Below are 16678 nucleotides of genomic sequence, written 5' to 3'. Positions count from 1 at the left end.
GCTATATCCTTTCAGCTAATTTTTGACCAACACGTGTTGTATTACCAACTTTTAAGTGGCTATCAAATTCAATTGTGTTAGATGCAAACAAGGTAATGACGGTTGAACCGAGTTTAAAACATCCCATATCTTGTCCTTTAACTAATTTTACTTCACCTGAATAGACCCAACGTTTCATTATGCCTTCACGTGGTGGAGTAATACAGCTTTCCCATTGTACTTCAATACTGCCAACGATGGTTGCACCAACTAAAATCTGTGCCATTGGTCCGAAATCGGTTTCAAATAAACAGATTACGCGTTCATTGCGAGCAAAAATATTTGGTATACATTCAGTAGTTGCTTGACTCACAGAAAAGAGTGAACCCGGTACATAAATCATTTCACGTAAAACCCCATCACAAGGCATGTGAAAACGGTGATAATTTTTTGGTGAAAGGTAGGTGGTTGCATAAGAGCCATTTTTAAAGAATTTAATCATATCGGAATGGCAAGCAAGGAGTGATTCTAAAGAATAATAATGTCCTTTTGCTTGTAATAATAAATTATCTTGAATCGTACCAAATTGGCTAATAGTCCCATCAGCAGGCATAACGATAGAGTTAACCGCGCTATCAATTGGGCGTGCATCTTCTTTTAGTTTACGTGCAAAAAAATCATTGAAAGTTTTATAGTCTTCGGCATTTTCTAATTTTGCTTCACTTAGATCTATTTTATACAGTTTCATAAAGCCCTGAATTATCCAAGTAGTAACTTTACCTAATTGCTTTTTAGCCAGCCAACCAAATAACGAGGTTAATAACTGTTTAGGAAGAAGATACTGAATAATTGCTTTTAACTGATTTGACATGGATTACTCTCAAATTTTGTATAAAAGAATCATTATACCAATAATTTATTGGAATGTATAAAACCCTTAAAATCGGCAATTTGTGTGATAGATCACACTTAGTTTAAAAATTTTGCCAATATCTATTAAACAATGGCAATCAATTAAAAGTCTCCATATTTACTTCTATCTAAACTATTACCATTAATAAAACTAAGGGCAGTGTTAATGGAAGATAGATATATTGTAGCAATAGACTTAGGGGCATCCAGTGGTCGGGTAATGCTGTCATGCTATCAACAGCAAAATCAAAAAATAACGCTTGAAGAGATTCACCGATTTAATAATGGATTTAAAGCGATAGGTAATCATTTTTGTTGGGATTTAGTTTATCTGGAACAACAAATATTAATCGGTCTAAATAAAATTATTCAGCAAAATATCAAAATTGATAGTATTGGCATTGATACTTGGGGGGTTGATTATGTTTTGCTTGATAAAAATGGACACGTAGTTGGCCCCACTTACGCTTATCGTGATCACCGAACAGATAATATCATGTCACTTGTGCAATCAGATTTGGGCACAGAAACGATTTATCAAAAAACAGGTATCCAATTTCTTACTTTTAATACGCTTTATCAACTCAAAGCGATGATGATTGAACATCCCGTTTGGTTATCACAAATAACCGATTTAGTGATGATCCCGGATTATCTAATTTATAGGTTAACTGGCCAATTAAATCGCGAATACACTAACGCCTCTACCACTCAATTAGTTAATGTTGCTACTCATGACTGGGATGATGACTTGCTCAACTATTTAGGTGTTCCGCGTAAATGGTTTGGTGAAATTACTCAACCTGGTAATCAAGTTGGAATGTGGCGGGCACCAACAGGCGATCAAATTCCTGTCATAGCCATTGCTAGCCATGATACGGCTAGTGCAGTTATTGCCGCACCCATTACTGATAAAAATAGTGCCTATTTATGTTCTGGTACGTGGTCATTAATGGGGATTGAATCAAAACAATCGTTTACTGGGCAACAAGCATTAAACGCCAATATTACCAACGAAGGTGGCGTTGATGGGCATTATCGGGTATTAAAAAACATAATGGGACTTTGGTTATTCCAACGAATCTGCGCTGAATACGAAGTTAAGGATATCACCTCATTAATTCAATTAGCACAACAAGAATCCCCATTTGCCTACATTATCAACCCAAATGATTCTCGTTTTTTAAATCCTCAATCAATGACAGAAACCATTAAACAGGTTTGTTTAGAGAATTACGGTCATGCGCCTGAACGTTTATCGGAGTTAGTACGATGTGTTTTTGACAGTTTGGCTCATTTATATCGTGATGTAATTAAAGAATTGGCAACGATCACAAATGAAGAAATCAATACGTTACATATCGTTGGAGGTGGCAGCCAAAACACTTTTTTAAATCAGTTATGTGCCAATCTTTGTCAAATCAATGTTACGGCTGGGCCAATTGAATCTTCAGCACTCGGGAACGTGGGTTATCAATTGATTTCGTTAGGCGCTATTAAAAATGTCAAAACTTTGCGTCAGATCATCGCTCAAAATTTTGATACCAAATACTACTATCCAAACAATAGTTAATTAATAAAAAAATTATATATTTTATAAAGGAGTATTCCATGAATGTAGTTGAAAATGCATATCAAATTGCCAAATCAAGATTTGCTGAAATAGGTGTAGACACTGATGCCGCCATTGCCGCTATGGCTCGCTTGCCAATTTCAGTACATTGCTGGCAAGGTGATGATGTGGCTGGTTTTGAAAAGCAAGAGGGCGAATTAACCGGAGGTATTCAAGCAACTGGAAATTATCCTGGCAAAGCTCGTAGTGCTGATGAACTCCGCTTAGATTTAGATAAAGCATTTAGTTTAATTCCTGGACCTAAACGTCTGAACTTACATGCCTGTTACCTAGAAGCCGATCACAAAGTTGATCGTAATGAGATCAAACCCGAACATTTTGCTAATTGGGTGAAATGGGCAAAAAAACAGCAAATTGGTTTAGACTTCAATCCTACTTACTTTTCGCATCCATTAAGTAGTGACGGGACGTTAACTCACACTAACGACCAAATCCGTCAATTTTGGATCGATCATGGCAAAGCGTGTCGTAAAGTATCAGAATACTTTGGTAAAGAGTTAGGTACGCCATCAATTATGAACATCTGGTTACCAGATGGCATGAAAGATATTACCGTTGACAAATTTGGACCAAGACAACGTCTAGTCGAATCTATTGATGAGATTATTAGTGAAAAAATCGATCCAAAATATCACATTGATGCAGTCGAAAGTAAATTATTTGGTATTGGTTTAGAATCATATACTGCGGGCTCAAACGAATTTTATTTAGCTTATGCCACCTCTCGTAAAACGGCATTATGTTTAGATGCTGGCCATTTCCATCCAACAGAAGTTATTTCAGATAAGATTTCGGCTGTTATGCCATTTGTTGAACATCTTTTACTACACGTCAGCCGTCCGGTACGTTGGGACAGCGATCATGTCGTGTTATTTGATGATGAAACTCAAAATATTGCTAGTGAGATCATTCGTAATAAATTGTTCGATCGTGTTCATATCGGCTTAGACTTTTTTGATGCCTCCATCAACCGAATTGCTGCTTGGGTAATTGGTACTCGCAATATGAAAAAATGTCTATTAAAAGCTCTATTAGAACCGACAGATAAACTCAAACAATATGAACATAACCGTGATTTTACTTCCCGTTTAGCATTATTAGAAGAACAAAAATCACTGCCTTGGCAAGCGGTTTGGGACAAATATTGTCAACTTAATGATGTCCCAGTAGGGCAAGCATGGTTAGACGAAGTTCGTCAGTATGAACAACACGTATTAAGTCAACGATAATAAAGGTGATAACTATGCAACAAATACAATCTTCATGGTTTGTACAAGGCATGATTAAAGCGACCTATGACATGTGGTTAAAAGGTTGGGATGAACGTAATGGCGGTAATGTAAGTCTGCGATTATTGGAAAGCGATATCATATCTTTCAAAAACGATTTTTATCAAAACCCACGTCATGTAACGCTTACTCAAGATGTAAGCAAATTGGCCAATCAATACTTTATTGTTACAGGTTCGGGTAAATTCTTTCGTAATGTGATTTTAGATCCCGCTGATACTTTAGCGGTTGTAAAAATTGACGAACAAGGCAAAGGCTATTACATCATGTGGGGGTTGATTAATGGTGGATTGCCAACTTCAGAATTGGCAGCACATTTGCAATCACATATTGTCCGAATTGAGAAAAGTCAGGGTAAAGATCGTGTCATTATGCACTGCCATGCGACCAATTTAATTGCGTTAACCTATGTGCTTGAACTTGATACTGCGGTCATTACCCGCTTGTTATGGGAAATGAGTACTGAATGCTTGGTGGTCTTTCCTGACGGCGTTGGAGTGGTGCCTTGGATGGTGCCGGGCAAAGATGAAATTGGTTATGCAACCGCGCAAGAAATGGCAAAACACACTTTAGTACTTTGGGCATTTCATGGCGTTTTTGGCACAGGACAAACGTTAGATGAAGCCTTTGGCTTAATTGATACGGCTGAAAAATCAGCGGAAGTATTAGTTAAAGTATTATCGATGGGCGGCAAGAGACAAACCATTACGACAGAGCAATTTAGGCTACTTGCTCAACGGTTTGATGTCACTCCTTTAGAGGATGCTTTAAAACAATAAATAAGCTTAGTAAAAATAGCCTAATTAATATTGTTTAGATATAAGGATACAAATATGGGTAGTTCGATTTTTCTAGGCATCTTTTGGCACTTTGTGGGTGCCACTTCTGCTGCTTGTTTTTATGCACCATTAAAAAAAGTGCAAAACTGGTCATGGGAAACGATGTGGTCAATAGCCGGTCTGTTTTCTTGGATTATTTTACCATGGTCTATTAGCTACTTTTTATTACCCGATTTTTGGGCTTATTATGGTTCATTTGGTTCACAAATATTGATACCCGTTTTTCTATTTGGCGCAATGTGGGGAGTGGGTAATGTCGGCTATGGCCTTACCATGCGTTATTTGGGTATGTCGATGGGAATCGGTATCGCAATTGGTATTACCTTAATTGTTGGTACTTTGATGACGCCGATTTTACAAGGAAAATTTGGGGAACTGGTTGCTTCGACTGGCGGTAAGATGACATTATTAGGCGTTGCTGTCGCAGTTGTCGGGGTTGGTATTGTTACTTATGCTGGACTTTTAAAAGAGAAAACCCTTGGAGTACAAGTCGTCGATTTTAACCTTAAAAAAGGGTTATTGCTGGCTATTATGTGTGGTATTTTTTCAGCCGGTATGTCATTTGCCATGAGTGCAGCTGTACCTATGCACACAAAAGCGGCTGAATTAGGTGTTGATAACCTTTATGTTGCACTACCAAGTTATGTTGTCATTATGGGTGGCGGAGCGATTGTTAATCTTGGTTTCTGTATTACACGCCTCTGTATTAAAAAAGATCTGTCATTCAAACAAGATATTTCTGTTGCAAAATCGTTACTCATCAGTAATGTACTTTTTGCCATATTGGGCGGTGCAATGTGGTATTTCCAATTCTTCTTTTATGCATGGGGACATGCCAATATCCCAACCGAATATGGTTTTATGAGTTGGATGTTACATATGAGTTTTTATGTATTATGTGGTGGCATCGTTGGATTAGTATTAAAAGAGTGGCTTGGTACCGGTACAAAACCAGTAAGAGTTCTTTGCATTGGTTGTTTGGTGATTATTGTTGCTGCCAATATTGTTGGTTTAGGCATGGCAAATTAATTTGAAGGAAAAAATTATGTCTTATCGTATGATTCTAAATGAAACGTCATATTTTGGCGCAGGTTCAATTGTTCACATTGTGGATGAAGTTAAAAAACGAGGTTTTAAAAAATCTTTGGTTGTAACGGACAAAGATCTTATTAAATTCAATGTTGCGACCAAAGTTACAAAATTATTGGATGACAATGGTTTGAGTTATCAAATTTTTGATGATGTCATACCTAACCCAACGATTGGTGTAGTGCAAAAGGGCGTTGAAATTTTCAAACAATCAGGTGCTGATTATTTAATTGCAATTGGTGGCGGTTCACCACAAGATACTGCTAAAGCAATTGGTATCATTATTAATAATCCTGAATATTCCGATGTCCGCAGTTTGGAAGGCGTTGCACCAACTAAAAAACCAGCGGTTCCAACCATCGCCATACCAACCACAGCCGGAACTGCTGCTGAAGTAACGATCAATTACGTTATCACAGATGAAGAGAAAAAACGCAAATTTGTTTGTGTTGATCCGCATGACATTCCGGCAGTAGCCATTATTGATTCCGATATGATGGCGAGCATGCCTGCAAGTTTAAAAGCAGCAACGGGGGTTGATGCGTTAACTCATGCTATCGAAGGATATATTACTAAAGGTGCATGGGAACTCTCTGACATGTTCCATCTAAAAGCGATTGAAATCATTTCACGTTCACTGCGTGATTCGGTTAAAGGCGTCGAAAAAGGGGGGGAAGAGATGGCACTTGGGCAATATATTGCTGGCATGGGCTTTTCAAACGTTGGTTTAGGCCTTGTCCATGGTATGGCTCATCCTCTAGGCGCATTTTATAGTACACCGCATGGTGTGGCAAATGCAGTTTTGCTCCCTCATATCATGGCTTACAATGCTGATTTTACTGCTGATAAATTCCGTGATATTGCTAAGGCAATGGGGGTTGTTGGCACTGAAAGTATGAGCATTGAGAAAGCCAGACAAGCCGCTATTGATGCCGTAAAACAACTTAATCAAGATGTGGGTATTCCAGCTAATTTGAAAGCAATTGGTGTGAAACGTGAAGACATCCCTGCACTTGCAAAAGCTGCTTTTGATGATGTATGCACGGGCGGTAATCCTCGTGATACAAATGTTAGTGAAATTGAACAACTTTATCATGCTATATATGAATAAAACATTCATCCGTTAATAACGTCGAGATAGGTTAGATGATATTTATTTAATCTATCTTGTTATTTATAAATAAGATTAAAAGGAGTGATCATGTTAAGAAAAGCGACAATCATGCAAGTACATCCAGATAAACATGCGGAATATAAAAAAAGACACGATGAAATATTTCCGGAGTTGGTCACAGAACTCAAAGCTCACGGTGCGCACAACTATTCGATCTTTTTGGATACTAAACGCAGTTTACTTTTCGCATATGTAGAAATTGAATCCCAAGAGCGTTGGGATGCGGTTGCTAAAACTCAAGCTTGTCAAAAATGGTGGGCATTTATGCAAGATATTATGCCAAGTAATGTCGATAATAGCCCAATAAGTGAAGAGTTATTACCCGTATTTTACCTCAATTAATGTGTTGCTCTCTTTTACTGATTTAAAAGAGAGTTGACTTTAACAATCTATTTTAATTCTATAAATTTATATTTTTATTAATCTTATCTTTGAATTTTGCTCGATATTGGGATGGTGTTTGTTGCGTCTCTTTTTTAAAAACTACAGAAAAATAGTTACTATCATCATAACCACATTCTGATGAAATCATACTGATCGAGTATTGAGTATTTCGCAGTAATGACATCGCATTACATAAACGACGTTTTTGCAGATACTCATTAATGGTCATGCCAGTTTGGCTTTTAAATAAACGACTAATCGAACGTTTAGCAATATGATTTTGTTTGCAAAACATCTCTAAATTAAATGAACTGCCAATATTGTTATGCAGTGTTGTAAAGAGCAGATCCAACTGATGAGTTGCTGTAGGGGATTGTTCATTAGGAACTTGCTTGATTCTATCTAACAAAATCAATAACTGTAAAAATAACGCTTCGGACAAATGCACTGAAGCTAAATTATTTTTTTTTGATTCTAAGGTTAATTGATCAACTAACGGCGAGAGCTGCTTAATAAATGAAGGATTAATACGCCAAACGCGTTCCGTATGTTTAGCATTATGTTTAGGAAGATATTTTTCAATTATTGTTGATAAAAAAAGCGTTTCTCGCAAATATAATATATTAAACAATTTAAGATTATTTACTGATTCATAACCATGAAGATCTTTAGGATTAATATATAAAATATCGCCACTGGTAATAGGATAAATATAATCATTCCAATGATGCAAACCATTACCCGAACAGACAATGACAATTTCATGGAAATCATGATTATGCAAAGGAAAAGGCTGTTGATCATCTCTTTTTTCGACAGTAACAGTATTTATTTCTGAAATAAAATAGTCCTGTTTATATAAACGTAAATGTTTATTCATAACCTGTTCCTGACGTCCGTGTATAGCCATTAATGATAACGTTTTTCTGGATCATTACGTAATATTTGTGGACCAACTTTAAACTCTTGTTTAAAACATGTTGAAAAGTAGGCGCTATCATTAAATCCACATTCCTGAGCAATTTCGGTAATTGATTTACTAGTATATATTAATTGGTTATAGGCCTCTGCTAAACGTAATTTTATTAAATATTTTTGAGGAGTAATACCTAATTGGTTTTTCATGTGGCGATGAAAAGAGCGCAGTGACAATGAAAATTGTTGAGTGATCTTATCCCAATCAATGGTTTCTTTAAAATGAATTTGTAGCCAGTGTAATAACTGTTTAACTCGAGTATCTGTCGAGCCTGATCCATGATTCACATACTGATTTTGTTTAAATAACAAAAGTAGCTGTAAAAAAAGGCTTTCCTGAATAGGATTTGACTGTTCATTAACTTGATTGAGTTGATTCAAAATGGTTTGCACATGTTGGTTACATTTTTTGTCCACAAAATAGTGCGATTGGCTAGAATTTTGAGTAGGTATTAATTCGCCAATGCCATTGATGAAATTGAATTTATCGGGCTGTTTATATAAGATATTTGTTAAATGTAGATTATTAACGTTTTCGTATAAATGGCAATCACTTGCATGAATATAAAACATCATGCCTGGATAAAGGTCAAAAAGCTGACCATTTAAAATATGTTTACCCGAACCCTTTGTAACAATAACAATTTCATTAAAATTATGAGTATGTTCAGGATATACGGGTTGTGGTGCTCGAGGTTCAAGGGTGATGTTTTGCTCACTAGAAACAAAAAAATCCTTATCAAGCAGCTTCTGAATCATAGATGACCTCATCGTTTTACTAATCATTATATCTATATTCTAAAAGTAAAATCTTATCTGACCTTTAATATCTGGACATGGAAAATCTTTTTTTGGCTGTAATTTATAGGAAGTTTGGACTTTTTATCAAATTTGTGCGAAGACTCACACTTTTGACAACCTATTAGACTTACAAGTTGAGCTATTAATTATTCGCTTAATCTAATGAATTTTGCTTACCGATTTTCCTTTCTTCACTTGGTGTAATACCAAATGTTTTTTTATATAGCGTTGTAAAATGAGTACTATTGATAAAACCGCAAAGTAAAGATATTTCAGTAATGGTCATATCACTTTCACGAATTTTTGAGCGTGCAGATAATAATCTAAGTCGTTTGATGTAGTTTTCTGGTGTTAAACCTGTTGCTTGTTTAATATGCCTGAACATTGTTCTAAGCGTTAAATGAAAATGTTGAGCAATAGTATGCCAATCATATTCATCAAAGCAGTTTTCTTGTAAATGATTAAGCAGAAGGTGAAGCTTATAACGTGTGTTATTTTTTTGTGCCTGCCGTTTTGATTGATCAATAATGGTAATTAATTTAAAAAATAAAAATTCACGATACTCTAATGAGTTTTGCAAATCGAACATTTGATCGATAACTGCATTACACTCTTTTCTTAGGCTAGGTGCTAACCAAACATAAGTATTTAAATCACTTGCGGAAATTCGATTCAATAATATTTCTATCTTATTTAAAAACATAAATTTTCGACGAGGATTAATCAAGATATTTGTCAGTTTTAAAGTGCCTAGATCATCATAGAAATGATAATCATGGCAACGTACTAAAAACACATCACCTTGTTGAATAAATAAAGGTTTACCATTAATAACGTGCAGTCCATGGCCTTGCTCTACAATGACCAGCTCATCAAACTCATGGTTATGCTCAAAACTATTACCTTCTGGATCACTTTTATACAGTGCTAATTTATCTAATTCAGAATTAAAATAAGTAATGATTTTTAAATGGTTCATAATGCTTACCTAACTTCTTTTAATTAATTCTAATTATGCTGAGTGAAAATGCTGAGTTAAAAAAGGTGTAGCTGTAATGATTGTTAAAATTATTTTCACTTTCACTCCTCATACAATAATGTAATTAACTTTCCGTTTAAAAATAATAATTCTAAAAATGTGAACTGACTCTTAATGATCTTTTTGCTACTGCCATTTATACCGCTAATCTGGCAGTGTCAAAGTAGCTGCCTTAAGCACCGCATAGCTATACTCCTAAAAATAGATATTTTAAAGGAGAAGACTATGTCACAAGCGATGCAAAAAAATGATGATCTTGTTATGATTCGAGACATAACGTTTATTTCTAAAGCCGAAAATTTATTACCCACAATTCATCAAACAATCATCAAAGCGCAAAATATCATCACATTAGTCAATGATCCTAAAGCGGTTCATGGATGGTCGGCTAAGGTCATTAGCCCTGCGACAGTTTATTTCAATCAAAGCTTTCAAACTGGCGAAAGTTATATTATTGATTTTGGACAACATGGTGTTGGGTATTTATCTTTTTTGTGTGATGCGGTAGGCAGTCCTCCCGATGCTCCTGCACATATCAAGTTCACCTTTGCGGAAACTTTAGGTGAACTTGCAGAGCCATTTAGTCAATATCAAGGATGGTTAAGTAAAAGTTGGTTACAAGAACACGACGAATACATTGATGTGCTACCTGCACAAATAACCTTATCCAGACGTTACTGTTTTCGCTATTTGAAAATAGAGATTGTTTCACTATCGCCTAAATACAATTTGACGTTTAAAGATCTCGAGTTTAAAACGGTAAGTTCAGCACCTAAATACTGTATTGAATGTCAAACACAAGATCCTCAACTGGCTAAAATAGATCAAGTATCAGTGCACACATTGCGAAACTGTATGCAAGAAGTGTTTGAAGATGGCCCTAAACGAGATAGACGATTGTGGTTAGGAGACCTACGACTTCAAGCTTTAGTCAACAATGTTACATTTAAACAACATGACCTTGTTCGCCGTTGCTTATATTTGTTTGCAAGCCATAGGCGAGAAGATGGAATGGTTTCGGCCAATATTTTTGTCAAACCACAAATAATTGCTGATGATACGTTCTTATTTGATTATTCGCTGTTTTACATTGATGTCTTATATGACTATTTCATGGCAACAAGTGATCATAATACAGTCAAAGAGTTATGGCCTATAGCCTTACAACAGATCGACATCGCGCTAAAACGTTGTGATGAATATGGGCTAGTAGTTGATAGTGATGACTGGTGGTCATTTATTGATTGGCATGAAAAACTCAATAAACAAGGTGCTTCACAAGGTGTTTTAATCTATTGTTTAGACAAAGCGATAAAGCTATCCCAAACCTTTCAACCAGAAATATCCTCAAATTTACAACAAAAATTGGATTTTGTTAAACACGCTGCCGACCAACTATGGGATGACAAATCAGGATTTTACATAAGTGGAGCGCAACGTCAAGTTAGCTATGCAACGCAAATTTGGATGATTCTTGCTGATGTAGGAGATCGTAACCATCAGCAAAAATTGATGAATAAGTTGCTATTAACTCCTCCCGATATTGGTATGAATACACCTTACTTACGTCATCACTATATTTTAGCTTTATTAAAAGTTGGTATGAAAAAACAGGCGATAGACGAAATTAAAGCCTATTGGGGAAAAATGGTTGAATATGGCGCTGACACTTTTTGGGAACTTTTTGATCCCAACGATCTCAATTATTCACCTTACGGAAACAAAATAATTAACAGTTACTGCCATGCATGGAGCTGTACACCTGCTTGGTTTATTCGTCAATACTCTCTTTAACCAATCAATATTATTAAAGGATCTTAAAATGATGCATTCAATATTTAAACTTTGGCAACAACGAATTGGTTATGGGATTGCTGATTTATCCTGTAACTTAGTATGGCAATTAATTTCATTGTATCTTATGTATTTTTATACCGATGTAATGGAACTTCCTGCTTACTATGTTGGTATTATGTTTTTAGTTACGCGATTGGTTGATGGTGTCGCTGATGTATTAATGGGGCTTATCATTGATAATACATCAACCCGTTGGGGACGGTGTCGTCCATGGTTATTAATCGGCGCAATTCCTTTTGGAATACTATGTGTATTGGTATTTTATGTGCCCGATTTTGGTACCACAGGAAAACTTATCTATGCATTTGTAACCTACTTGTGTCTGTCATTTATCTACACCATTGTTAATATCCCTTTTAGTGCAATGTTACCGTTTTTAACGGCCGATTCTTTAGAACGTACAACCTTATCCTCAGTAAGAATTTTATTAGGATCGTTAGGATCAACCATTGTTGCCGTGGCAACATTACCTTTAGTTGCAACGCTAGGTAATGGTAATCAAAATCATGGTTTTTTATATACTGCAATCATTTTTGGTGGCATTGCAACTTTCTTTTTAATCGTCAGTTTTAAAAATGTTGAAGAAAAAATCTCAATAACCCAAGATAAAATGACGCTAACACGAGCATGGCAAGGTCTAAGAAATAATACCCCTTGGAAAGTATTTGCTTTCAATATCTTTCTCATGTGGGGAGCATTCTTTTTACAAACGGGCACGTTAGTTTATTTTTTCAATTATTATGTCCAAAGCACTGAATTAACCGCCATTATTGCAGGTATATCAACTTTTGTACCATTACTTGGAACGCTCACCGTTCCTTTCTTAGCTAATCGTCTTAAAAAACGCCATATTTACCTATTCGCTAGCACCATTAATTTAGTCGGAATGGGGATTATGATGCTATCAGGCATTAATCATCTTGGCTTAATAATTGGTGCGGTGATTTTATCGATTGGAGCGGGTCAACGTTTAGCGATCTATTTTTCAATGCAAGCCGATCCTGTTGATTATGGCGTCTGGAAAACAGGCATTAATACTGCCGGTATCTTAACCTCTATTAACGGTTTTTTAGGTAAGGTTGCGATGGCAGGTGCGGGTGCAATTACAGGCTTTTTACTCTCTTCTGGTGGTTATATCGCTAATGCAGAACAAGTACCAAGTGCACTTTTTGCCATCAAGCTTTGCTACCTCTATCTACCTGTAATTTTAATCATAGCTTCTATGGTTTGGATTGGTAAATTTTACAAACTTGATGACATTTATGCGTCCATCTGTGCAGAACTTGATGCCAAACGATTAAATGAAAGTGAATAAGAAGATAAGTAAGCGTACTAAAGGGTATTTTGATAATTTAAAAGGAGAGATCTATGTAGCTAAAAATTGTCGTTGTAGGCTGATGTTTATATTTACTTTCAACACGTGAATTATTTGAATGGTAGACAGAACAAGGTGCACTTAAGTTAAAGGGTGAGGGTGAATTCAATATTGATACTACAAGAAAAAACATCAACCATCCATTAAAACGACAGTAAAAACGATTTAGATGTCAAAGATGGCGATCGGTGGAGAGTGAATAGTCGAATCTCAATTAGTTTAGACGGTAAATGTGAGTTAGCCAATCACTCTTATGCTGCTTTTCCAATACAACCACAGGTCGATCTCAGTGGTAAAGTGAATTTAGATAATGCTAGCTTTTATTTTGGTTAAAAAGATGATTGGCAAACTTAATTTAGAACAGCACAAAAAAGATTAAATTATCTATTATAAATACAGGAATCAAAATACCAATTGACCATTTCATATAACCAAAAAAGCTAGGCATAATGATTTTGCTTTGGGTTGCAATACTTTTAACCATAAAGTTAGGGGCATTACCGATATAGCTAAGTGCTCCCATAAACACAGACCCCATTGAAATTGCAAGTAAAGTTTTTTCAAGCGTAGTCATTAAGAGTGTAGCATCGCCAGAGGCTAAATTAAAAAAGACTAAATAAGTGGGCGCATTATCTAAAAATCCTGACAACAAACCTGAAAGCCAAAAATACATACTATTAATTGGGGTGTTTTGCGAATCACTTACCAAAGCAACTACTGGTGCCAATGCACCGTCATGACCCTCTCTTAAAATAGCCAGAACAGGAACGATAGTGATAAAAATTCCTAAAAATAGCTTGGCAACCTCAATAATTGGATCCCAATTAAATTCATTTCCTGCTCTTACTTGCTTTGGGGTAATGAGCACTGATGTAATGGTGATTATCACAAAAATGATGTCGCGAACTAAATTAGGTAATGCAATATGAACTTCTAAAAATTCAAAATTAACGGATGATTGCCAAATGCCCGACATAAGTACACCAGCAATAATTGCTACCAATAAAAATATATTCTTAATCCCATAAATTTTAATTGATTTGTTGTGTGATAAGGTCTTGCCCATTACGGGTAATTCACCATATTGCCGACTAAAATATTTGTGATCAATCACATAAAAAATAGCCAATAACAAGCTCGATGTCAGCAAAACAGGCAACAGCATATGTTGAACTGTCCAACCAAAATCGACGCCTTTTAAAAAACCAATAAATAAAGGAGGATCACCCAGCGGTGTAAGACCGCCTCCAATATTGGCGACTAAAAAGATGAAAAAAATAACAATGTGCACGGCATGTTGACGATCACGATTAGCTCTAATTAAAGGCCGAATCATTAGCATGGCTGCACCTGTTGTACCCATTACTGATGCAAGCAGAGTTCCTATTGCCAGCAAACCAACATTTAATTTTGGGGTACTTATTGCATCGCTTTTAATTAAAATCCCACCAGAAACTGTAAATAGCGCCAGCAGTAATAAAATAAAAGGGATAAATTCAGCAATAATGGCATGTGTTGTTAGATTTAACGTTGTTTGCCAGCCAAACGTTACTAATGCAGACAATAAAAACATCAGCGTCCAGCCTAATGTGACTTTACCATAATGATGATGCCAAAGCCGTGGTAAAAACAGCGGCATTAACGCGATTGAAAGCAAAATCCCGACAAAGGGGACTCCCCAATAAATTGACAGATCATGACCACTAAAATCCGCTGCATAGATATCAAACGGCATTAAGATTAATAAAATAGATGATAGTAATGATAAATTAAAATGGGTTTTCATATGCTATTACAGGCGCTAAAGCAAAGAATTATAGCCGAAATATTCAACGTTTACCAATCAAGCTATTAATAAAACTTTAGGCAACAACTGGTTAAACGTTGAAATAAAAAGTTAGATAGATTTGTATGCTAAATTGGATTATTAGGGTAATAATCCCTTAGTGAATGTTTTATCGACAAAATAATGAAAAATACTCTCTCAGCATTTGTAAAAAATATTCAGGAGTCTATACCGTTTCAATTTTTTATATGAATTTAATATTCAAAAGCGGATCAAATTTATGCAAAGTTTTACCTTTTCACTACTTACTAGCATTCGTACTCATTTTTTATGCACAGTACGCTTTTAATAACGAAATGATATAGACATCTGAAGATTTTTTACAAAATTAATTATAATTTATTGATTTGATTTATTTTTAAATTAATTTCAATTCAATAATTTAAACATACTAAAATCTAATTCACTACCCTATCGACTGTTTAAAAAATTTCTTTTTTAGGCTAATCATTTAAAAAAGCACTGAACAAAATAAATATAGAGAATGTGTAAAAGCAAAGTTCTACTCACTTTTTGCTATTGTAATTCACACTTATAATTTAAATTTAATACACTTTTAAAATGAAATGACATAGACATCTGAATATTTTTTACAAAATTAATTATAACTTATTAACTTAATTGATTTTTTAAATTAATTTCAATTCAATAATTTAAACACACTAAAATCCAATTCACTACCCTATCGACAGTTTAAAAAATTATTCTTATTAATGTGTAGCTAATTATTTTTTCAAAATTTTTCAGAAAATAGGTATGTTTGAGTAAAAATGATTTTGTATATATAACTTTTAATAAAAATTCTTTACAAAATACTTAATAAAAAATCTAAAAAAGCAAAATTTTGTTAATTCTTCTTTGATAATTGTTAGGCAAAAAATTTTAATTATCTTATGTTGATTAATTAATTATATCAGTAAGTTATACGTTTAATTTTAATTTAGATAATTTTAAAAAAAGATTGCAAAATACCCTAAATAGGGTATTTTATACCCTGCATTAGATTGTTTTTAGATCTGTATAACTTTTATACTCAACTACCTATTAGCAACATTTATATTAATTATAAATTGGTTAGGTAAGAATAATGCCAAATAATTATTAATAACAATAAAATAGTTAAGTAAAACATATTTGTATTTGCTATAAACATGAAATATATCGAGGATAACATGCATAAAGGATTAACAAAACTGATGAATCAGTTGAGTGATGGTTTAAATCATGAGTCAGTTAATGGTGTAAATCAAATAGCCCTTCATAAAGATGAAACTCGTTATCATTTTATAGTGTCACCAAAATCAAATCACAATAATAAAGAAGGTGCACGATTATCAAAAAAGCATACCTCATTTAGCTCTACAAATTTTTCAGGATAATCTATAAAGGAATAATAGAATGTCCATGAAAAAAACAACGAAATTCATTTTTCCGGTTGGTGATGAAGAATTAAACCAAGATACCTATTATAGGGCATTATCCGAAG

14 protein-coding genes and 1 pseudogene are annotated in these 16678 nt (G+C 34.8%); 10 read left to right on the top strand and 5 right to left on the bottom strand.

Annotated elements, in window-relative coordinates:
• Position 1: 1 nt before the first annotated feature.
• Positions 2-850, bottom strand: coding sequence for an archaetidylserine decarboxylase (gene asd / locus H3T96_RS03950; protein WP_144091695.1), 849 nt, complete (start codon positions 848-850; stop codon positions 2-4).
• A gap of 207 nt (positions 851-1057) precedes the next feature.
• Here asd and rhaB point away from each other — a divergent pair, with 207 nt between their 5' ends.
• The 6 genes from rhaB to rhaM all read left to right on the top strand — a co-directional run bounded on the left by rhaB (position 1058) and on the right by rhaM (position 7257).
• Entirely contained in the window at positions 1058-2464 is a 1407-nt protein-coding gene (gene rhaB / locus H3T96_RS03945) for a rhamnulokinase (RefSeq protein ID WP_144091696.1), read from the top strand.
• 38 nt (positions 2465-2502) lie between these two features.
• On the top strand, positions 2503-3753 hold the full coding sequence (locus H3T96_RS03940; RefSeq protein WP_144091697.1) for an L-rhamnose isomerase: 1251 nt from the start codon (positions 2503-2505) through the stop codon (positions 3751-3753).
• Positions 3754-3767: 14 nt separating this feature from the next.
• A complete protein-coding gene (gene rhaD / locus H3T96_RS03935) occupies positions 3768-4592 on the top strand; it encodes a rhamnulose-1-phosphate aldolase (protein ID WP_086326293.1) in 825 nt (274 codons plus the stop codon).
• 54 nt (positions 4593-4646) lie between these two features.
• Positions 4647-5681: an L-rhamnose/proton symporter RhaT gene (rhaT, locus tag H3T96_RS03930; protein ID WP_086327531.1), complete on the top strand. Its 1035-nt coding sequence runs from the start codon at positions 4647-4649 to the stop codon at positions 5679-5681.
• A 16-nt stretch (positions 5682-5697) separates the two neighbouring features.
• Positions 5698-6852 carry a lactaldehyde reductase gene (fucO, locus tag H3T96_RS03925; protein WP_144091698.1) on the top strand — a complete coding sequence of 385 codons (1155 nt, stop codon included), beginning with the start codon at positions 5698-5700 and terminating at the stop codon, positions 6850-6852.
• A gap of 90 nt (positions 6853-6942) precedes the next feature.
• On the top strand, positions 6943-7257 hold the full coding sequence (rhaM, locus tag H3T96_RS03920) for an L-rhamnose mutarotase (RefSeq protein WP_144091699.1): 315 nt from the start codon (positions 6943-6945) through the stop codon (positions 7255-7257).
• Positions 7258-7315: 58 nt separating this feature from the next.
• Here the strand turns inward: rhaM and H3T96_RS03915 are convergent, their stop codons facing one another.
• The 3 genes from H3T96_RS03915 to H3T96_RS03905 form a co-directional block, all read right to left on the bottom strand.
• The gene (locus tag H3T96_RS03915; protein WP_186279231.1) at positions 7316-8179 is read right to left on the bottom strand and encodes a helix-turn-helix domain-containing protein; all 864 of its coding nucleotides are present in this window, start codon (positions 8177-8179) and stop codon (positions 7316-7318) included.
• Positions 8180-8208: 29 nt separating this feature from the next.
• Positions 8209-9033, bottom strand: a complete 825-nt coding sequence (gene rhaS / locus H3T96_RS03910) for an HTH-type transcriptional activator RhaS (protein ID WP_186279232.1) — start codon at positions 9031-9033, stop codon at positions 8209-8211.
• A gap of 196 nt (positions 9034-9229) precedes the next feature.
• A complete protein-coding gene (locus H3T96_RS03905; RefSeq protein ID WP_144091702.1) occupies positions 9230-10054 on the bottom strand; it encodes a helix-turn-helix domain-containing protein in 825 nt (274 codons plus the stop codon).
• Between the two features lie 285 nt (positions 10055-10339).
• On the opposite strand from H3T96_RS03905, the gene H3T96_RS03900 reads away from it, so the two are divergent.
• The 3 genes and pseudogenes from H3T96_RS03900 to H3T96_RS03890 form a co-directional block, all read left to right on the top strand.
• Entirely contained in the window at positions 10340-11908 is a 1569-nt protein-coding gene (locus H3T96_RS03900) for a family 78 glycoside hydrolase catalytic domain (RefSeq protein ID WP_144091703.1), read from the top strand.
• Between the two features lie 28 nt (positions 11909-11936).
• On the top strand, positions 11937-13286 hold the full coding sequence (locus H3T96_RS03895) for an MFS transporter (RefSeq protein ID WP_144091704.1): 1350 nt from the start codon (positions 11937-11939) through the stop codon (positions 13284-13286).
• 228 nt (positions 13287-13514) lie between these two features.
• A pseudogene (locus H3T96_RS03890) lies at positions 13515-13679 on the top strand (carbohydrate porin); the annotation flags it as partial.
• Positions 13680-13701: 22 nt separating this feature from the next.
• Here H3T96_RS03890 and H3T96_RS03885 read toward each other — a convergent pair.
• Positions 13702-15132, bottom strand: coding sequence for a sodium:proton antiporter (locus H3T96_RS03885; protein ID WP_144091706.1), 1431 nt, complete (start codon positions 15130-15132; stop codon positions 13702-13704).
• A gap of 1232 nt (positions 15133-16364) precedes the next feature.
• On the opposite strand from H3T96_RS03885, the gene H3T96_RS03880 reads away from it, so the two are divergent.
• Positions 16365-16571: a hypothetical protein gene (locus tag H3T96_RS03880; RefSeq protein WP_144091707.1), complete on the top strand. Its 207-nt coding sequence runs from the start codon at positions 16365-16367 to the stop codon at positions 16569-16571.
• The last annotated feature ends 107 nt before the right edge of the window (positions 16572-16678 follow it).

Source organism: Gilliamella sp. W8136, assembly GCF_016101285.1.
In the GTDB taxonomy this organism is placed as follows: Bacteria; Pseudomonadota; Gammaproteobacteria; order Enterobacterales; family Orbaceae; genus Gilliamella; species Gilliamella apicola_N.
Note: the sequence above shows the minus strand (reverse complement) of the source record. Positions and strands in the feature narration are given on the sequence as shown.